This window comes from Bacillus sp. UNC437CL72CviS29, from assembly GCF_000482345.1.
GTDB lineage: Bacteria > Bacillota > Bacilli > Bacillales > Bacillaceae_G > Bacillus_A > Bacillus_A arachidis.
The window spans coordinates 399,274-419,230 of record NZ_AXVB01000003.1 but is presented as its reverse complement, the minus strand read 5'-3'; the positions used below and the strand labels follow the sequence as shown (position 1 = coordinate 419,230).

Annotated in this window: 19 protein-coding genes and 1 other annotated feature; of the genes, 3 read left to right on the top strand and 16 right to left on the bottom strand. The window is 37.6% G+C overall.

The window, feature by feature from the left end; genetic code table 11:
* Positions 1-124: 124 nt before the first annotated feature.
* A complete protein-coding gene (locus M014_RS0102350; RefSeq protein WP_026590277.1) occupies positions 125-649 on the top strand; it encodes a DinB family protein in 525 nt (174 codons plus the stop codon).
* A 34-nt stretch (positions 650-683) separates the two neighbouring features.
* Here M014_RS0102350 and M014_RS0102345 read toward each other — a convergent pair whose 3' ends face one another.
* A complete protein-coding gene (locus M014_RS0102345; RefSeq protein ID WP_026590276.1) occupies positions 684-1,064 on the bottom strand; it encodes a YoqO family protein in 381 nt (126 codons plus the stop codon).
* Between the two features lie 221 nt (positions 1,065-1,285).
* On the opposite strand from M014_RS0102345, the gene M014_RS0102340 reads away from it, so the two are divergent.
* Positions 1,286-1,540 (top strand): YbeF family protein, encoded by a 255-nt coding sequence (locus M014_RS0102340; protein WP_026590275.1) that lies wholly within the window; start codon positions 1,286-1,288, stop codon positions 1,538-1,540.
* Between the two features lie 188 nt (positions 1,541-1,728).
* Here M014_RS0102340 and M014_RS0102335 read toward each other — a convergent pair whose 3' ends face one another.
* Positions 1,729-2,283, bottom strand: coding sequence for a helix-turn-helix domain-containing protein (locus M014_RS0102335; RefSeq protein WP_026590274.1), 555 nt, complete (start codon positions 2,281-2,283; stop codon positions 1,729-1,731).
* A gap of 114 nt (positions 2,284-2,397) precedes the next feature.
* On the opposite strand from M014_RS0102335, the gene M014_RS0102330 reads away from it, so the two are divergent.
* Positions 2,398-2,982, top strand: a complete 585-nt coding sequence (locus tag M014_RS0102330; RefSeq protein ID WP_026590273.1) for a LysE family transporter — start codon at positions 2,398-2,400, stop codon at positions 2,980-2,982.
* 46 nt (positions 2,983-3,028) lie between these two features.
* Here M014_RS0102330 and pyrE read toward each other — a convergent pair whose 3' ends face one another.
* The 14 genes from pyrE to ileS2 form a co-directional block, all read right to left on the bottom strand.
* Positions 3,029-3,661, bottom strand: a complete 633-nt coding sequence (pyrE, locus tag M014_RS0102325; protein ID WP_026590272.1) for an orotate phosphoribosyltransferase — start codon at positions 3,659-3,661, stop codon at positions 3,029-3,031.
* A complete protein-coding gene (pyrF, locus tag M014_RS0102320; RefSeq protein WP_026590271.1) occupies positions 3,658-4,374 on the bottom strand; it encodes an orotidine-5'-phosphate decarboxylase in 717 nt (238 codons plus the stop codon). Before pyrF ends, pyrE begins: the two co-directional genes overlap by 4 nt.
* Entirely contained in the window at positions 4,359-5,288 is a 930-nt protein-coding gene (pyrD, locus tag M014_RS0102315; RefSeq protein ID WP_026590270.1) for a dihydroorotate oxidase B catalytic subunit, read from the bottom strand. The genes pyrF and pyrD overlap by 16 nt, the downstream gene beginning before the upstream one ends.
* Positions 5,285-6,064, bottom strand: a complete 780-nt coding sequence (gene pyrK, locus M014_RS0102310; protein ID WP_026590269.1) for a dihydroorotate oxidase B electron transfer subunit — start codon at positions 6,062-6,064, stop codon at positions 5,285-5,287. The genes pyrD and pyrK overlap by 4 nt, the downstream gene beginning before the upstream one ends.
* Positions 6,061-9,279 carry a carbamoyl-phosphate synthase large subunit gene (gene carB, locus M014_RS0102305; protein WP_026590268.1) on the bottom strand — a complete coding sequence of 1,073 codons (3,219 nt, stop codon included), beginning with the start codon at positions 9,277-9,279 and terminating at the stop codon, positions 6,061-6,063. Before carB ends, pyrK begins: the two co-directional genes overlap by 4 nt.
* The gene (locus M014_RS0102300; protein WP_026590267.1) at positions 9,264-10,361 is read right to left on the bottom strand and encodes a carbamoyl phosphate synthase small subunit; all 1,098 of its coding nucleotides are present in this window, start codon (positions 10,359-10,361) and stop codon (positions 9,264-9,266) included. Before M014_RS0102300 ends, carB begins: the two co-directional genes overlap by 16 nt.
* Positions 10,358-11,644 carry a dihydroorotase gene (pyrC, locus tag M014_RS0102295; RefSeq protein WP_026590266.1) on the bottom strand — a complete coding sequence of 429 codons (1,287 nt, stop codon included), beginning with the start codon at positions 11,642-11,644 and terminating at the stop codon, positions 10,358-10,360. The genes M014_RS0102300 and pyrC overlap by 4 nt, the downstream gene beginning before the upstream one ends.
* A complete protein-coding gene (locus M014_RS0102290) occupies positions 11,628-12,542 on the bottom strand; it encodes an aspartate carbamoyltransferase catalytic subunit (RefSeq protein WP_026590265.1) in 915 nt (304 codons plus the stop codon). The genes pyrC and M014_RS0102290 overlap by 17 nt, the downstream gene beginning before the upstream one ends.
* Positions 12,543-12,691: 149 nt before the next feature.
* Positions 12,692-13,975, bottom strand: a complete 1,284-nt coding sequence (gene uraA, locus M014_RS0102285) for a uracil permease (protein ID WP_026590264.1) — start codon at positions 13,973-13,975, stop codon at positions 12,692-12,694.
* Positions 13,976-14,121: 146 nt separating this feature from the next.
* The gene (gene pyrR / locus M014_RS0102280) at positions 14,122-14,664 is read right to left on the bottom strand and encodes a bifunctional pyrimidine operon transcriptional regulator/uracil phosphoribosyltransferase (protein WP_001156487.1); all 543 of its coding nucleotides are present in this window, start codon (positions 14,662-14,664) and stop codon (positions 14,122-14,124) included.
* Positions 14,665-14,868: 204 nt separating this feature from the next.
* On the bottom strand, positions 14,869-15,777 hold the full coding sequence (locus M014_RS0102275; RefSeq protein ID WP_026590263.1) for an RluA family pseudouridine synthase: 909 nt from the start codon (positions 15,775-15,777) through the stop codon (positions 14,869-14,871).
* A gap of 4 nt (positions 15,778-15,781) precedes the next feature.
* Positions 15,782-16,240 (bottom strand): lipoprotein signal peptidase LspA, encoded by a 459-nt coding sequence (lspA, locus tag M014_RS0102270; protein WP_026590262.1) that lies wholly within the window; start codon positions 16,238-16,240, stop codon positions 15,782-15,784.
* A 122-nt stretch (positions 16,241-16,362) separates the two neighbouring features.
* Positions 16,363-16,692 carry a molecular chaperone DnaK gene (locus M014_RS0102265; RefSeq protein ID WP_026590261.1) on the bottom strand — a complete coding sequence of 110 codons (330 nt, stop codon included), beginning with the start codon at positions 16,690-16,692 and terminating at the stop codon, positions 16,363-16,365.
* A 197-nt stretch (positions 16,693-16,889) separates the two neighbouring features.
* Complete coding sequence (ileS2, locus tag M014_RS0102260) at positions 16,890-19,655, bottom strand: isoleucine--tRNA ligase (RefSeq protein WP_026590260.1); 2,766 nt, start codon at positions 19,653-19,655, stop codon at positions 16,890-16,892.
* A gap of 72 nt (positions 19,656-19,727) precedes the next feature.
* Positions 19,728-19,950 (bottom strand) — a binding site (T-box leader).
* Positions 19,951-19,957 lie beyond the last annotated feature (7 nt).

Sequence of the window (19,957 nt, the reverse complement as noted above, 5' to 3'; positions counted from 1 at the left end):
CTCCTCTATGTAATGATTCTTTCATTTATCATAGGGGCGTTTTTTTCTTATTATTCTAACAGGAATTCCTGCCTACATAGAGAAATCTTTCTATAAAGATGTCATTTACTAGGAGGAATTTTGATTGAATTTCGTAATTGATAAGATCGATGGATTAAACACAGAGTTTTCAAAACTTGTTTCTATGATGAATTATGCTCGTTACACAACAATGCAAGATGTACAAGATTTAACAATTGAAGAACTTGATTATTTGTACGATGATACGGCAAACTCTGTTGGTATGCTTTTGTATCATATGGCTGCAGTTGAGTTTTATTATCAAATTCATACCTTTGAAGACCGCGAGCCGACAGACGAAGAATTAGAACGTTGGTTGCCAGGAGTTGAATTGGGCGACCTTGGACGCCAAAACATTAAAAATCACCCAATAGAATACTATATAAATACTTTACAAGAGGTTCGTGCTAAAACGATAGCAACGTTCCAATCCCTTCCGGATGAGTGGCTCTATAAGACAACACCGTTTTGGCATGACAAACCTGCAAATAACTACTTTAAATGGTTCCATGTCTTTGAAGACGAAATCAGCCATCGTGGGCAAATTCGATTGATTAAAAAGATGCATAAAACTCATGTTGTAAAATAATAAAAAGTGCTATCTCTTAACGAGGTAGCACTTTTTATGTTTTAAATTCATTATCTACTAATAATTTTCCATTTACTTTTGTGACAATTATGCCCACTATGATTAAAATAGCAATTAAATATAGTAACTTAGGAAAAGATAACCACCCTTGGAGAATCTGCATCGTGTTCATTTGTTTACCGCCTTCCATTAAGATGAATGGGAGCGTACTCATTAAAACAACGTACTCAACACTTAAAATCAGCTTCTTTTTTCGGCCATATGTTTTCCATTCTCCCCGGCGATATAATAAAGCAAAAATCAATCCAACTACAGCAATCATAACCGCTATCCAATCACTTTCAATGAATCGACTTGAAATAATAGATACAATTAAATAAGTCATCACACCATAAAAACCTATTTTCTTAAACATAAGCCCTCCTTTCATTCCATTTTTTAGGATTATTTGTATTATAACATTCATTATAACCGTAAGTAAGATTTTCTTTACTTACGGTTTCTCTTTGTGAATTGTTGCAATATACTGATTTTACAAAGGGATTTTTAACCCCTCGTTGAAATTATATTAGAAGAACAATATTCTCAAAACGTTTACGAGAAACAGATTACTTCTTCAAAAAAGGGGACATGACCATGAATGAATTGGTGTTCGTCTTATTTATTTGGCCATTACTTATTTTCATTGTTTCAGTAATTGGAACACGTAGAACAAAAACATATTACGTGATGCCAATTGTAACGTTTGCTATTTTTCTCATAATAGGAGTTACATTGTTTCCCCCATCCTTTTTCTTTTGGATTGGCATGTATTGCATTTTCTCATTTATCGTTTCTTATATGACTTTATTATTTGTAAAGGGCTATGAAGCTGCAGAGGGGAGACACTAATATCTTTTATGTAAGTAATATAATCGCGCTCATAATATTGATAATTAAGAAAAATTCAGCACTTCTATGAGGTAGTCCTATTTCTTCGTATACAAGTGATCATCACGAAAAAAATGATTGATTAAACATTCTTCCAGTAAAAAATTGGCTTCCTTTATATTAAGGAAGCCGATTTTTTAGGTTACTTATTAACTTGGATAATATATCGTCATACTTAATCTAGCTAATGTTTCTCCCGAATTATAATATGTATGTGGTCTATCAGCCTTAAACCTGATTGAATCACCACTTTTTAATGTATAGTTGCATTCACTAACACGAATCGTTACTTCTCCATCAAAAACAGTAATAAATTCCTCAGTTCCCTCTTTATGGGATTCGGAACTTAATACTCCGTCTTTTTCAATTTCAACAGCGTACACTTCAAATCGTCTATCCTCTTGGAATGGAAAAGAAGGATAGACTCTATATCTTCCATTGTCTTCAGACAATACTTGAATTTCATTTCTTAATACCACAGTAGTATCAGGCTGCGGATTATTTATTAAAGCAGTAAAGGAAACCTTCAATCCATTCGCTATTTTCCAAATTGTTGTAAGAGTTGGACTAGATTCACCTCTTTCAATTTGCCCTATCATCGTTTTACTTACTCCACTTAATTGAGAGACCTTTTCTAAACTCAATTTCTCCTTCTCTCTGATCGCTTTTAAATTTCTTGCAAGAATAAGATGAATTTCTTCCATAAAATCACTCCTATCTATATACATTATAACGACCGATTTGTATAATAAAACACACAACGTTATATTGTTCATTTTGGACATTATAACATACACCCATGAAAGGTAGGTCCAAAAATGCCTTTATTTTCATTTTTGTTATTTGTTTTTATTAGCAGTTTTACTCCAGGTCCCAATAACATCATGGCAATGACGTTTGCGAATAAACATGGATTAAAGAAAACCTTTACATTTTGTTTAGGAGTCAGTTTTGGATTTTTTGTTCTCACATTATTGTGTAGTTTTTTTAACATCATACTTACAAGTACTCTGCCAATCATTGAATTTCCTTTAACCATTTTTGGTGTAGCTTATATGCTATATTTGGCTTTTAAAACACTTACTAGTAAAGGAAATACGGGGGGAAATGATGAAGAGAATCGAAATCTTTTCTTAATAGGTATCTTGTTACAATTTGTGAATCCAAAAGGTATCCTTTTTGGGCTTACAGTAGTAGCAACCTTTATTCTCCCCTATTACCATTCCTATTCCAGCTTCCTTATTTACTCATTATTTTTAGGAATGGTTGGCTTAATGAGTACATTTAGTTGGAGTCTATTTGGCTCTATTTTTCAAAAGCTCTTATTACAATATAGACAGCAGTTTAATATAGTTATGGCAATTTTGTTGGTATTTAGTGCTGTATCCATTCTTGTTAAATAGATTAAAAAACACGACCGAGTTTCCCCCCACGGTCGTGTTTTCTTTGTTACGCTGTAATCCAAGCCTCGTCAGCTGGATTTTTACGCCACTCTTGTAATTTTTTCGTTTCAGCTTGTCCGATCATACCTTTTTCTGCTGCAACTTCAGTTAATGCACTGTAATCACTTAAAGAATATGATGCTACGTTTGCTGCTTCTAGTTTCTCTTTTCCTGCCTCAAGCTCGTATGTGAAGATTGATACGATTCCTAATACTTCACAACCAGCCTCGCGAAGTGCTTCTACACATGTAATTGCACTACCGCCAGTTGAAATTAAGTCTTCTACTACTACTACTTTTTGACCTTTTTCTGCTTTTCCTTCGATTTGGTTCCCTTTACCGTGTCCTTTTGCTTTGCTGCGTACGTAGCACATTGGTAAATCCATACGATCGCTTACCCATGCAGCGTGCGCGATACCAGCAGTTGCTGTTCCTGCAATAACTTCTACAGCCCCGAAGTGCTCTTTAATTAACTCTTCTAATCCAGATGCGATCGCTTGGCGTACTTTTGGATAAGATAAAGTTAAACGATTATCACAATAAATTGGTGATTTCATACCAGAAGACCAAGTAAATGGATCATTCGGTTGTAAAAATACTGCTCCAATTTCTAATAAATGTGATGCGATTTCTTTTTTCATACTGTTACACCTTCCCACTGTTGTTTTACTGTTTCATACGCTTCAAGCGGATTTTCTGCTTTTGTAATACTACGTCCAACCACAATGTAACTTGAACCAAGTTCCCTCGCACGTTTCGGTGTTGCAACGCGCACTTGGTCATTTATATCATCACTTGCAAGACGAATACCCGGTGTTACTGTTACAAATTCATCTCCACATACTTCACGTAATTTCGGAACTTCAAGTGTTGAACAAACAACTCCATCAAGTCCACTTTCTTTCGTTAATTTTGCATAATGCGCAACCGCTTCTTCTAACGTTTTCTCAATGCCGATCTCTTTTTTCATCATAGCTTCCGAAGTGCTTGTTAGTTGTGTAACTGCAATACAAATCGGTCTCTCTTTTCCTTCTTGCTTACCTTCCTCTAATCCCTCAATCGCAGCTTTCATCATACTGCTTCCCCCAGCAGCATGAACGTTCACCATATCAACATCTAGACTAGCTAGGCTACGCATAGCGCTCTTTACTGTATTTGGAATATCATGAAGCTTTAAATCTAGAAAAATCTTATGTCCTTTTTCTTTTAAGTACGTAATAATTGCTGGTCCTTCTTTGTAAAACAACTCCATACCAACTTTGACAAATAACTCTTCCCCTTCAAAGTGTTGTAAGAATTGTTCTACCTCTTGTTTCCCTGGAAAATCTAGCGCAACAATTAACGACTGTGACATACTTGCTTCCAGCTCCTTCCTTGACATTCCGAAATATGATCAAATCCTAATTCATCTAGTAATGCTGGTAACTCTTCAATAATTGTTGGACATATGAAAGGATCGATAAAGTTCGCCGTCCCTACTGCAACCGCGCTTGCTCCAGCATAGAAGAATTCAATTACATCTTCCGCTGATTCAATACCACCCATTCCGATAATCGGAATGTTAACAGCTTGACTTACTTCATGTACCATACGAATTGCTACCGGCTTAATCGCAGGGCCTGATAGTCCACCTGTACGGTTTGCTAAAATTGGTTTTGCTGTTTTTAAATCTAGACGCATACCAAGCAATGTATTAATCATCGTTAAGCCGTCCGCACCTGCATTTTCAATTGCTTTTGCAATTTCCACAATGTTTGCCACGTTCGGTGACAATTTCACATATACCGGCACTTCAGAAACCTCTTTTACCCGCTTCGTTAAATCAGCAGCAACTTCAGGGTTCGTACCAAAAGCGATACCACCCGTCTTTACGTTTGGACAAGAAATATTTAATTCTAGCGCATGAACATTTGGTGCTTTTGAAATTTCTTTCGCAACCGCTACATAATCCTCAGCCTGTGAACCAGCAACGTTTGCAATAATCGGAAGATCAAATTGCTCAAGCCACGGTAATTCAGAATTCATTACCTTTTCTAATCCAGGATTTTGAAGTCCGATTGCATTTAGCATTCCGCCCGGTGTTTCAGCAACACGAGGCGTTGGGTTTCCATAACGAGGTTGTTCTGTCGTCGCTTTAATCATAATGGATCCAAGTACACTTAAGTCATAAAACTGTGCGTACTCACGACCAAATCCGAAGCAACCAGATGCTGGGATAATTGGATTCTTTAATGATAATCCTGGTAATTCAACTTGCAATCTGTTCATAGTACAACCTCCCCGATTGGAAATACTGGTCCGTCGCTACACACCTTCTTGTAAGAATGTCCACTCGGATCTTCTTGTAAGTGACATACGCATGCGAAACATGCTCCGATGCCACAGCCCATGCGTTCTTCTAATGAAATGTAGGCTTTTTTCTCTTTATAGCGCCCTTCTAATGCTCGAAGCATCGCTAAAGGTCCACATGAATATAGAATGTCAAAGTCAATTCCATAGCTATCAATTACATCTGTTACAAATCCTTTTGTACCGTGTGTACCATCAACCGTTGCAACATACGTATCACCAAGCTCTGCGAATTTCTCTTCATAGAAGACAACATCTTTCGTTTGAAAACCTAAGATATGAATAACACGTACTCCCCTTGCTGCTAAACGTTGTGACAATTCATATAGTGGTGGTACACCAATTCCACCGCCTACTAATAAAGCCGTTTGTCCAGCTTCCGCTTCTTCTACAGGAAAACCATGTCCAAGTGGTCCTAATACATCAACAAGTTCACCTTGTTTTCTTTTTGCTAATGTTTTCGTTCCTTGTCCTTCCGCACGATATAGCATTGTAAATTCGTTCTTGTCTTGATCGACATTACAAATACTAATTGGGCGGCGCAGAAGAGGCGTAATGCCCTCTGCTACCTTAATGTGTACAAACTGCCCTGGATCGTTCATTTGCTGCACAAGATCCCCTTGAAGCACTAATTCGTAAATGTTTTTTGCGATTTCTTTTTGGTTAACGACGATCATATTTTGCTTTTGCATCATGCATGTACCACCTCGTGACGCTTTGTTGGCGCGATTTCTTTCATTGCGTGAGCCGAGAATGTCATTGATTCTAGTACTCTTAAAATTGCTCTTGTTGTATCAAGTGATGTTAAGCAAGCCACACCATTTTCTACTGATTCACGGCGAATGCGGAAACCATCACGCGCTGGTTGTTTTCCTTTTGTTAATGTATTGATTACAAACTGTGCTTTCCCTTGACGGATAATATCAAGTAAGTTGTAGTCTTCAGAATCAATTTTGTTTACAACTTGCACCGGAATATTTTGCTCTGTTAACGATTTTGCTGTTCCAGCTGTTGCTAATAAGTTATAGCCGATTTCATGGAAGCGTTTTGCAATTTCCATTGCTTCTTCTTTATCTTTATCCGCTACAGTAATGATTACTGATCCGTGCGTTGGAATGTTAATTCCAGAAGCAACAAGTCCTTTATATAGTGCTTTTTCAAGCGTCAAGTCTTTACCCATTACTTCCCCTGTTGATTTCATTTCAGGCCCTAATGTTGTATCAACTGAACGTAGTTTCGCAAATGAGAATACTGGGGCTTTTACATACACTTCATTCTCTTCTGGGCGATAGCCAGTTTCATATCCTTGTTCTACAAGGTTTTGACCTAAAATAACTTTCGTTGCGATATTCGCCATTGGTACACCTGTAATTTTGCTTAAGAATGGTACTGTACGGCTCGCACGTGGGTTTACTTCAATTACATACACTTCGTCTTTGAATACTACAAACTGGATATTCAGTAATCCAACAATGTTTAATCCTTTTCCAAGTGCAATTGTATTTTCAATGATTTGTTCTTTCAGTTTTGCAGATAAGCTTTGCGGTGGATATACTCCAATTGAGTCACCAGAGTGAACTCCAGCGCGTTCAATATGTTCCATGATACCTGGAATGAATACATTTTCACCGTCTGAAATTGCATCTACTTCAATTTCTTTACCAACCATATAGCGGTCAATTAATACCGGATGATCCGCATGAACCTTAACCGCATTTTTCATGTAGTGCAGTAGTTCTTCTTGACGATATACGATTTCCATCGCACGCCCACCTAGTACGTAAGATGGTCTTACTAATACTGGGTAACCAATTTCTTCAGCGATTGCTACCGCTTGTTCTACAGTCGTTGCTGTTTTACCAACTGGTTGCGGAATACCAAGCTGTGTTAAGGCTGCTTCAAATTTATCACGATCTTCTGCACGGTCTAAATCTTCAAGAGATGTTCCTAAAATTTTCACACCATGCGCTTCCAATTTTGCAGCTAAGTTAATTGCCGTTTGTCCACCGAACTGAACGATAACACCTTCTGGTTTCTCTAAATCGATGATGTGCATTACATCTTCGATTGTTAATGGCTCAAAGTATAACTTATCAGAAATACTGAAGTCTGTTGAAACTGTTTCTGGGTTATTATTAATAATAATCGCTTCATATCCAGCTTCTTTAATTGCCCATACAGAGTGAACTGTTGCATAGTCAAATTCAACACCTTGACCGATGCGGATTGGACCAGATCCAAGTACAACTACGCTTTTACGATCTGTAACGATTGATTCATTTTCATCGCCATATGTGCTGTAGTAGTAAGGCGTTGCAGATTCGAATTCTGCCGCACAAGTATCAACCATTTTGAATACTGGCGTCATATTATTTTCTTTACGCATATCGTAAATTTCACGCTCAGTTTTATTCCAAGCTGCTGCGATGTAGTGGTCACTGAATCCCATTTCTTTCGCAGATTGTAATACTTCCATATTTCCTACATTCGCTTTTACTTCGCGTTCCATGTTTACGATGTTTTCAACTTTTTGTAAGAAGAAGAAGTCCATTTCACACCATGAGTTGATTTCTTCTTTCGTTACACCTTGACGAATTGCTTCTGCTACAATAAACAGGCGCTCATCATCCGCTTTAATAATGCGCTTTTTCATCGTTTCTTTATCAAGTTCTTTTAAGTGATCTAACTCTAAGTGATAAATGCCAAGTTCTAGAGAGCGAACCGCTTTTAATAATGATTCCTCTAAGTTACGTCCAATTGACATAACTTCACCAGTTGCCTTCATCTGTGTTCCAAGCGTTCTGTTCGCTGATTCAAACTTATCAAATGGCCAGCGTGGAATTTTTGAAACAACATAATCTAATGCTGGCTCGAAGCAAGCATATGTTTTTTGTGTTACTGGGTTTACAATTTCATCTAATGTTAAACCGACTGCAATTTTCGCCGCTAATTTTGCAATTGGATATCCAGTTGCTTTAGATGCTAGCGCAGATGAACGACTTACACGTGGATTTACTTCGATTACATAGTATTGGAAGCTATATGGATCAAGTGCAAGCTGAACGTTACATCCACCTTCAATTCCTAATGCACGAATAATTCTTAATGAAGTATTACGTAACATTTGATATTCACGGTCACTTAATGTTTGGCTTGGCGCTATAACAATGGAATCTCCTGTATGCACACCAACTGGGTCAATATTTTCCATATTACATACTACAATCGCATTATCGTTCGCGTCGCGCATTACTTCATATTCAATCTCTTTAAAACCAGCGATACTTTTTTCCAATAAGCATTGCGTTACTGGGCTATGTTTTAAACCGCTTGTTACAGTTTCAATTAGCTCTTTTTCATCATGGCAAATCCCGCCGCCAGTTCCGCCTAGCGTAAATGCAGGACGAACGATTACTGGATAACCAATTTCATTTACAAATTCATACGCTTCATCAAGGTTATGAATAATTTCACTAGGCGGTACTGGTTCGTTTAAATCTCTCATTAATGTACGGAATAAATCACGATCTTCCGCCTGCTCGATTGCTGATAATTTTGTGCCTAAAATTTCAACTCCGCACTCGTCAAGTACGCCTGATTTTGCAAGTTCAACAGCCATGTTTAAACCTGTTTGACCACCTAATGTTGGTAAGATCGCATCTGGACGTTCTTTGCGAATAATACGGCTTACGAATTCTAATGTTAATGGCTCAATGTATACTTTATCTGCTGTTGCAGTATCCGTCATAATTGTTGCTGGGTTTGAGTTAACAAGGATTACTTTGTAACCTTCCTCTTTAAGAGATTGACAAGCTTGTGTACCAGAATAATCAAACTCCGCTGCTTGCCCAATTACAATTGGTCCTGATCCGATTACTAAAATTGTGTTAATGTCTAGGCGTTTTGGCATAACTCTTCCCCTTCTTTCTTGAAGTTTTCAATCATTGTTAAGAAATCTTCGAATAAATCATTTGCATCTTCTGGTCCTGCTGAAGCTTCTGGATGGTATTGTACTGTAAATGCTGGGAATTTCTTATGACGAAGACCTTCTACTGTTCCATCATTTAAAGCTACATGTGTAATTTCAAGCTCTGTATTTTCAACTGATGCTTCTTCTACTGCATAACCATGATTTTGAGAAGTAATTGCTACTTTTCCAGTTGCAAGGTGTTTTACTGGATGGTTTAAACCACGGTGACCGAATTTTAACTTACTTGTATTTGCACCAGATGCTAAAGCGAATAATTGATGTCCAAGACAGATCCCAAATAAAGGTACTTTTCCAATGATTTCTTTTAACATTTCAATCGCTTCCGGTACATCTTTTGGATCCCCAGGTCCATTACTTAACATAATTCCATCTGGGCTTAGGCGTAAAATTTCTTCAGCTGTTGTATTGTAAGGTACAACAATTACATCACAGTCGCGCTTATTTAATTCTCGTAAAATACCATGTTTCATTCCGAAGTCAACAAGTACAACACGATGACCACGGCCTGGGCTTGGGTATGGATCTTTTGTTGATACGCGTTTTACATGATCTGTAAAGACTGTCGCTTTTAATTGGCTAACGATGTATTCTACATCCGCATCCATGTTGCAAAGACGTCCGCGTAATGTTCCATATTGACGAATTTTTCGCGTTAATTTTCTTGTATCAATTCCTGCTAATCCAGGAATATTTCTTTCTTTTAAATATGCATCTAACGAAATTTCACTTCGGAAGTTAGATGGATGATCACAAATTTCGTTTACAATTAAACCATTTACAGATGGATGAATAGATTCAAAGTCATCACGATTAATTCCGTAGTTTCCGATTAACGGATACGTAAATGTTACAATTTGACCGCAATATGATGGATCAGATAATGTTTCTTGATATCCTGTCATTCCTGTTGTAAATACAACCTCACCTGACTTTTCGATTTCTCCTCCGAAACCTTTTCCAATTAATACTGTTCCATCTTCTAAGATAAGTTGTCTTTTCATACTAATGCACTCTCCTTTTGCCATGCGATCTTACCACCAACGATTGTCATAACCGGCCAACCTTGGCATTTCCAACCTGCGAATGGTGTATTCTTTCCTTTTGATAAGAATGTTGTTGGATCAATTTCTTCTTCTTGTTCTAAATCGATAATTGTGATATCAGCTGCTCTACCTTCTTTCAGGCGACCTGCTTCTAAACCAAATGTATCAGCCGGCTTTTCTGTTAAGAATTGAATTAGCTGTTCTAATGTGATAATTCCTTTTTTCACAAGGTTTGTATATAAGAGTGGGAATGCTGTTTCAAAACCAGTAATTCCGAATGGTGCTCTTTCAATACCTTGTGCTTTCTCTTCCGCAGCGTGCGGTGCATGGTCAGTTGCAATCATATCGATTGTTCCATCTAATAATCCTTCAATTAAAGCTTCATGGTCTTCTTTTCCTCGAAGCGGCGGATTCATTTTAAAGTTTGAATCAACTGATGGGATATCATCTTCACATAATACTAAGTGATGCGGTGTTACTTCTGCTGTTACTTTAATTCCAGCACGTTTTGCATCACGGATTACACGTACAGATCCTTTTGTACTTACGTGACATACGTGATAGTGACAATCTGCTGCTTCCGCAAGTAATATGTCCCGGGCAATATGTACGGATTCGCATACTGATGGGATACCGTTTAATCCGTGTTTCTTAGAAAACTTCCCTTCATGTACACAACCTTTATTAATCAATGTATTCTCTTCACAGTGTGCAACGACTGCCATATTTAATTTTGCTGCACGTTTCATAGCAGCTAGCATCATGCTTGCATCTTGTACCCCTACTCCATCGTCAGTAAACGCGAATGCACCAAGTTCTTTTAATGTTTCAAAGTCTGTCATTTCAGAACCTGCTTGGCGTACTGTAATTGCACCATATGGTAATACATTTACATGCGCTTTTTCTTTAATTCGCTTTTGCAAGTCTTCCATATGTTCTTTGCTGTCTGGTACTGGGCGTGTATTTGGCATTGCACAAATTGTTGTAAAGCCACCCTTTGCTGCTGCAAGTGTACCTGTTTCAATTGTTTCTTTATGTTCACCACCTGGTTCGCGAAGATGAACGTGTACATCTACTAATCCAGGTGAGATTAATTTTCCGTTTACATCGATTACTTCAGCATTATCTGCCGTAATATTTTCTGCTACTTTCGCAATTTTACCGTCTTGTACGAGAAGATCTGTTACTACAATGTTTCCTTCTTCATTTAGATAGCGTCCATTTTTAAACAAATAATTCATGTTTCATTCCTCCTAATACATTTGGTAACGCGCGTTTTAGCACAGCCATTCTTACGTAAACTCCATTTTCCATCTGTTTGAAAATACGGGAACGCTCACACTCAACAAGTTCACTCGCAATTTCTACATCGCGATTTACAGGAGCTGGATGCATAATAATGCTTCCTTGTTTCATACGTTTTTCTCGTTCAATTGTTAAACCGTGCTGCTCATGATACTCTTTCATGATGTCTGTTTCATAATGGTCATGACGCTCATGTTGCACACGAAGTAACATCATCACATCAACTTCTGGAACAAGTTCATCTAATTCTTTGTATGTTCCGAATGTTTTTGTTTCACCTTTCCACTCTTCTGGGCTAGCAAAGTAAATTGTTGCTCCTAATTTCGTTAATGCTTCCGCATTGGAACGAGCTACTCGGCTATGACGAATGTCTCCAACAATCGCAATCTTTAATCCTTCAAAGCTTCCAAACTCTTGTTTAATTGTTAGAAGATCTAGCAGGCATTGCGTTGGATGATTTCCACATCCATCTCCAGCATTTAGGATTGGAATACTTACTTTATCTTTTAGTTCATCGAAGTAGCGATCTTGCTGATGGCGGATGACTACCGCTCTTGTTCCGATTGATTCTAGTGTTCTTATCGTATCGTATAACGTTTCTCCTTTTTGTACGCTAGAGGAATCTACTTCGAAATTTAGCACATCAAGTCCTAATTTCTTCTCGGCAACTTCGAAGCTAAACTTTGTTCTTGTACTGTTTTCGAAGAATAAGTTTGCTACAAATGTTTGCTCTGTTGATTTTCTCTCTTTTCCATTCGCAAAATCTTCTGCGTCTTTTAGGATTTCTGAAATCTCTTCTTTCGATAATTCACTCATCGTTAACAAATGGCTCATTGTCATCCCTCATCTTTCTGATTTTTATGATAACACCTTTGGTATTTATATAACAATAACTGCATAAAAATACCCTAGTCATGTGAGACTAGGGTGCAAGAAAGAAGCTCCCCTTTTTCGTCTCACAGGACTGAATTAAAAGGTTGTTTTTATGAAGCAATCTGCTTAGATTGTTGTTTTTGTTTCATTTCAGGTAATAGTAGATTTAATAGTACACCTACAATTGCTGCAAGTGCCATGCCTTCTACTTGGAAAGATTCTCCAACGCGTAGTACTGCGCCGCCAATACCGATTACCAGGATTACTGATGCAATCATTAAGTTTCGTTTATCACTTAGGTCTGTTTTATCATCTACCATCATGCGTAAACCACTTGATGCGATTACACCGAAAAGTAAGATCGATACTCCGCCCATAACTGGTGTTGGAATCGAGTGAATCAGTGCTGAAATCTTACCGATAAATCCGAACATAATCGCGAACACCGCTGATCCAATGAATAGGTATACACTGTATGCTCTTGTAATTGCTAGTACACCGATGTTTTCACCGTATGTTGTATTCGGTGGTCCACCTATTAATGATGCAATTAATGTTGCTACCCCATCCCCGAAGATCGAGCGATGTAGACCTGGTTTTTCAATTAGATCTCTTTTAATGACATTTCCAAGTACAATTTGGTGCCCGATATGTTCTGAGATTGTTACGAGTGCAACTGGTACCATTAAGAGTACAATCTTCCATGAAAACTCTGGAGTATATGTTACAAATGGTATTGTGAAGTCTGGTACGTCAAACCATTTTGCCTCAGCTACCGGTTTTAAATCTACAAGCCCTTGGAAGTAAGCGAAGATATATCCCCCGACGATTCCAAGTAAAACTGGTATGATGCTGAAAAATCCTCTTCCGAATATGGAGCAAATGATTGTAATTGCTAATGTTACTAATGCTACTGAAAAGTGAGTAAAGCTATACTTGCCATCCGCACCATTCATCGCCATATCAACTGCTGTATGTGCTAAAGCTAAACCGATAACCATTACGACTGGACCAACTACGATTGGTGGGAGTAACTTCATGATCCACTCTGATCCTGACTTCTTAATTCCCAGTGAAATTAAGATGTAAACAAGTCCTGCTAGTAAGCCACCAAGCATTGCTGCTCCTGGCCCACCTGCTGTTTTTGCTGTAATGATTGGTGCGATAAACGCAAATGATGATCCTAGATATGCTGGTACTTGACCTTTTGTTATAAGAAGGAACGCTAGTGTTCCTAATCCACTTGATATTAAAGCTACTGATGGGTTCAGTCCTGTTAAAAATGGAACAAGCACTGTTGATCCAAACATAGCGAACAAATGCTGTATACTTAAAAATAACCATTTCCCGGGTTTCGGTACTTCCTGAACGTCTAACACTGGCTTTTGCTCCATTGTTATATCCTCCTTCAGTTTAAAACTTTGCAATAAAAAAACTCTTTGTGACTGTGCACAAAGAGTCCTATACTTTCGTATGTCAAATTTGACATACAAAAGTCAAGACCCTTTGGCAGCCTCACAGGACTACATTTAAAAGGGCTTTACTTATCGTATATACTTACTCGATCTTGTTGATCTGTCTCTTGCAAATCAACTTCAATACGCTCTTCACTTGATGTTGGAATATTTTTCCCTACATAATCAGCGCGAATTGGTAATTCACGATGACCTCTGTCTACAAGAACCGCAAGCTGGATTTGTGACGGTCTACCTAAATCCATCAGAGCATCCATTGCTGCTCGAACCGTTCTTCCTGTATATAGTACATCATCCACTAGAATAACTTTCTTTTTCGTAATGTCCACAGGAATATCAGAACCTTTTACAAGTGGCTCTTTATTTTTAGATTGTAGTGTTAAATCATCACGATACAATGTAATGTCTAACTCCCCTACTTCTATTTCTTTCCCTTCAATTTGACCAATGCGTTCTGCTAAACGCTGTGCAATAAAGATACCACGTGTTTTAATCCCGACAAGAACACAATTATCAACACCTTTATTACGTTCCACAATTTCATGACTGATGCGTGTTAAAGCGCGGCGAATCATTTGGTCATCTAAAACGACTGCTTTTTCTTGCATGTTCTACACCTCCAAGCTTTTTTCTTGCGTGAGAGGAATGGTATAAAAAAAGTCCTCTCAGCGTGTGCGAGAGGACTTTTGAAAAAAGGGTATAACTATACCCTAAGTATTTCAAACCGTTACCTTCTCAACCTCACGGGGCTGTGTTAAAGGATCATTATTTAACTGTTGTTAGTATCGCAAATTCCATTTGTTTTGTCAATACTATTTCCGTAAAACATTTAAGACTTCTTCAAACACTGCTGGAACTGGTGCCTCAAACTCGATATATTCTCCTGTACGAGGGTGATCAAATCCTAAGATTCCTGCATGAAGCGCCTGTCCATTTATATCTAACGTCTTTTTCGGACCATATTTCGGATCTCCCGCAATCGGGTATCCAATATATTTCATATGAACACGAATTTGGTGCGTACGGCCGGTTTCTAAACGACATTCTACAAGTGTAAAATCTTTAAATCGTTCTAACACCTGGAAATGCGTAACAGCATTCTTCCCATTTTCATCAACCGTCATACTTTGGCGTTCCTTTTTATCACGGCCAATTGGAGCATCAATTGTCCCTTTATCATGTGGAATTACACCATGGACGATTGCTTTATATCGTCTTGTTACTGTTTTTTCTACAAGCTGATTTACAAGAGATTCATGTGCCATATCATTTTTAGCAACCATCAATAAACCAGATGTGTCTTTATCAATACGATGCACAATACCAGGACGCATTACACCGTTAATACCTGATAGATCTGTACAATGATACATTAATCCATTTACAAGGGTACCACTTGTATGTCCAGGAGCTGGATGTACAACCATACCGCGTGGTTTATTGACAACTAATACATCTGCATCCTCATAATAAATTTCTAAGTTCATATCTTCTGCACGAATATCTAGTTCTTCTGGCTCTGGAATTGCTACCGCAATTTCATCTTTTTCTTTTACTTTATAATTCCCTTTAATGGTATTTCCGTTTACGGTTACAACACCATCTTTAATCCATTGCTGCACCTGTGTACGTGACCATTCATTATTTACACCTGCAACAAACTTATCAATCCGTTCATTTTTTTGTTCTTCTGCAACTGTTACTTGTACTACTTCGCTCATTCAATTACTCCTTCATTTTCTTTCCTTCTAATAATGTTTGGATAATAATTAATACAACTCCAATACATAAAGCTGAGTCAGCTATGTTAAATACCGGATAGTTGTATGAAAAAATATACACGTGAATGAAATCCACCACTTCTTGTCTAAATACACGATCAATAAAATTGCCAATTGCTCCGCCTAAAATAAGGCCTAATGAAACTCCTAGGAGTTTATCTGTTTTCGCATACTTTTTCATATAAAATACGATAAACCCTACAAAAACAACTGTAATAACATAGAAGAACCACATTTTACCTTCTAAAATACCCCAGGCAGCTCCTCTATTCCGATGTGATGTTATGTATAATACATTATCGATAATCGGGATACTTGTACCTAATTCCATGTTCTTTACAATTAACCATTTCGATATTTGATCGATGGCAATGACAAATAAGGCTATTAAATAATATATCATTTTCATTTCCCCCACAAAGACAGTGTACCTCAAAATTTTAGCATAGCTACGGTCTTTTCACAATGAACCTTTACGGAAGAATAAAATAAAATGGAAAAAGGTAATATAATATCATTGTACTATCAGACATTTACTTTCTCATATAAAAATTCATGAATTGTACGAGCTGTTGGCATGATTTGCATTTGCTTTACAGGAATATATTTTCCAGTTTCTTCACAAATTCCATACATATCAATTTCCATTTTAAATAATGCTCGTTCCACATCTTTTAAATCTTCTCTTATATCATGTAAAAATAACTTCTTTTTCGCATCTTCCTTCATGTCATACCCTAGTTCTTGTCCGAATTCCATATGATATGTGTGCATCGCTTCTTTTGCCAGTCGCTCCTGTAATTCTTTTCTCATCAATTGTAATTCTTCTTTGATTTCCATGTAGATTTCATTCACGTGTACATTCCTCCCGGCTGCAATGTACCGTTAGTGTGTCCGAAAATTTCTCACTTACCGCTCACACATTTTTCCTTCCTAGGAAAGAGATGAATCACTGATAAAATAATAATGTCATAAACAAGGTTTTACCACCTGTGAATCATGTAATGCATATAAAAAACTGACTGCAATAATTAGCAGTCAGTTTTTCATTATTATTTTACATAATTTTCTTTTACAACTGTCGCACAACGCTCACATAATGTTTCGTGCTCAACGTCTTTGCCAATTGTTTCAGAAACAATCCAACAACGTTCACATGTTTCACCAGTTGCTTGTACCACAACAACAGCTGTATGCTCATATTTCGGAGCATCTGCTGGAGCTTCCTCAATTGTTCCACCAAGTTTATACTCAGAGACAATAAACAATTGTTTTAAATCTTCACTAATAGACTCTAACATTTGTTTCATTTCTGCAGTTGGATAAAGGGTAATGCTCGCATTTAATGACTTACCGATTACTTTTTCATTACGAGCCACTTCTAACGCTTTTAATACGTCATCGCGAAGGGTCATGAATGCATCCCATTTCGCTTTTAACGCTTCCGCACCTTCTATTTCAACAGCTTCTGGCATATTAGTTAGCTGAACGCTTTCTTCAACCACACCAGGAACATATGGCCATACTTCATCAGCTGTATGCGGTAAGATTGGTGTTACAAGTTTTGTTAATGCAACAAGAACATCATAAAGCACCGTTTGAATTGCACGACGGTCATGATGATTTGCAGCCTCGATGTATAAAATGTCTTTTGCAAAGTCTAAATAAAATGAACTTAAGTCGATTGTACAGAAGTTATGAATTGCATGATATACTGCCGCAAAATCATATGTTTCATATGCTTCTTTTACTTTTGTAATTAAGTCATTTAGTTTCACCAGCATGTAACGATCTACTTCGCGTAGTTCAGCTTTTGCTACTGCATCTTGACTTGGATTAAAGTCAGCTAAATTTCCTAATAAGAAACGGAAAGTATTACGGATTTTACGATATACTTCTGCTACTTGTTTTAAAATATCATCTGAAATACGTACATCAGATTGATAATCAACAGAAGATACCCACAGACGTAAAATATCTCCACCTAATTGGTCCATAATTTTCTTCGGTACAACAATATTCCCGATAGATTTACTCATTTTACGACCTTCACCGTCTAAGACGAATCCATGGCTTAAAACACCTTTATATGGTGCTTTACCTGTTACTGCAACTGCTGTTGATAACGAAGAGTTAAACCAACCACGGTATTGGTCAGATCCTTCTAAATACAAATCAGCTGGACGTTGTAAGTCTTCGCGCTCTTCTAGAACAGCTTGATGAGAAGAACCTGAATCAAACCATACGTCCATAATGTCTGTTTCTTTACGGAACTCACCATTTGGACTAGATGGATGTGTAAATCCTTCTGGTAATAAATCTTTCGCTTCACGTTCAAACCATACGTTAGAACCGTTCTCACGGAATAGATCTGCTACGTGATTGATTGTTTCATCTGTAATAATTGGATCGTTATTCTCTGCATAGAAGACAGGAATTGGTACACCCCACGCACGTTGACGAGAAATACACCAGTCACCACGGTCACGAACCATATTATGAAGACGTGTTTCACCCCATGCTGGCACCCATTTCGTTTCTTCAACGGCTTGTAATAACTCTTTACGGAATGCTTCAATAGATGCAAACCATTGCGCTGTCGCACGGAAGATAATCGGTTTTTTCGTTCTCCAGTCATGTGGATAAGAATGCGTGATAAATGTTAATTTTAATAACGCACCCACTTCTTCTAATTTTTCCGTAATTGGCTTATTTGCTTTATCGTAGAATAAACCTTCAAATCCAGGCGCTTCATTTGTTAATACACCTTTATCATCAACTGGGCAAAGAACCTCTAATCCATATTGTTTCCCAACAATGAAATCGTCTTCCCCATGTCCTGGTGCTGTATGTACACATCCTGTACCAGCATCCGTTGTAACATGTTCTCCAAGCATAACTAAAGAATCCCGATCATAGAATGGATGTTTCGCAACTGTATACTCAAGTTCGCTACCTTTAACTGTTTTCACAACTTCAGCATTTTCCCATTCTAACGTTTTAGAAACTGTGTCAAATAGTTCAGAAGCAATAATATATTTTTCACCATTTACTTTGACAATGCTATATTGAAGCTCTGGGTGAACAGAAATACCTAAGTTTGCTGGTAATGTCCAAGGTGTTGTTGTCCAAATGATAAATTTCTCATCACCTTCTAATACGTTTTTCCCGTCTTTTACTGGGAATGCTACGTAAATAGATGCTGATTTTTTATCTTGATATTCAATTTCAGCTTCAGCTAAAGCAGATTCACTCGTCGGAGACCAATAAACAGGCTTTTGTCCTTTATAGATGTAACCTTTTTTCGCCATTTCACCAAATACTTTAATTTGTTGTGCTTCATACGCTGGCTCTAGAGTGATATATGGATTATCCCAATCTGCACGTACACCAAGGCGTTTAAATTGCTCACGTTGACGATTTACTTGTTCATATGCATACTCTGCACATAATTTACGAAATTCTGCAACCGTCATTTCTTTACGTTTTACACCTTTATTTGTTAAAGCTTGTTCAATTGGTAAACCGTGTGTATCCCATCCTGGTACATATGGTGCACAGTATCCCGTCATCGATTTGTAACGAACAATAAAATCTTTTAATACTTTATTTAATGCATGTCCCATATGAATGTCACCATTCGCATATGGAGGACCATCATGTAATACAAATAAAGGACGGCCTTTTGTATGTTCTTGTACTTTTTCGTAAATATTCATTTCAGCCCATTTTTCTTGCATTGCAGGCTCACGTTTTGGTAAATTCCCACGCATTGGGAATTCTGTTTTCGGCATTAGTAATGTATTTTTATACTCCATGCTCAATTCCTCCTCGAATGTATAAAAGAAAGACCCTAAAAAATGGAATAAAAAAGAGACTTTCTCATCCCAAAAAGGGACGAGAAAGTCTCCCGCGGTACCACCCTAGTAGACCATACATATATGCACTGGTCCTCTTTGTATTCTTAACGCGAATATACGCCTACGCTTACTTTTTTGTTCAGCGCGGAACTCCAGGGTGATTTTCCCATTATCTCCTTATCCTGAGCTTACACCATCCTCAGTTCGCTATATAAGGTATAAAAAAGGTACTTATCCCTATCTTCGTTTTTCTTAATAAA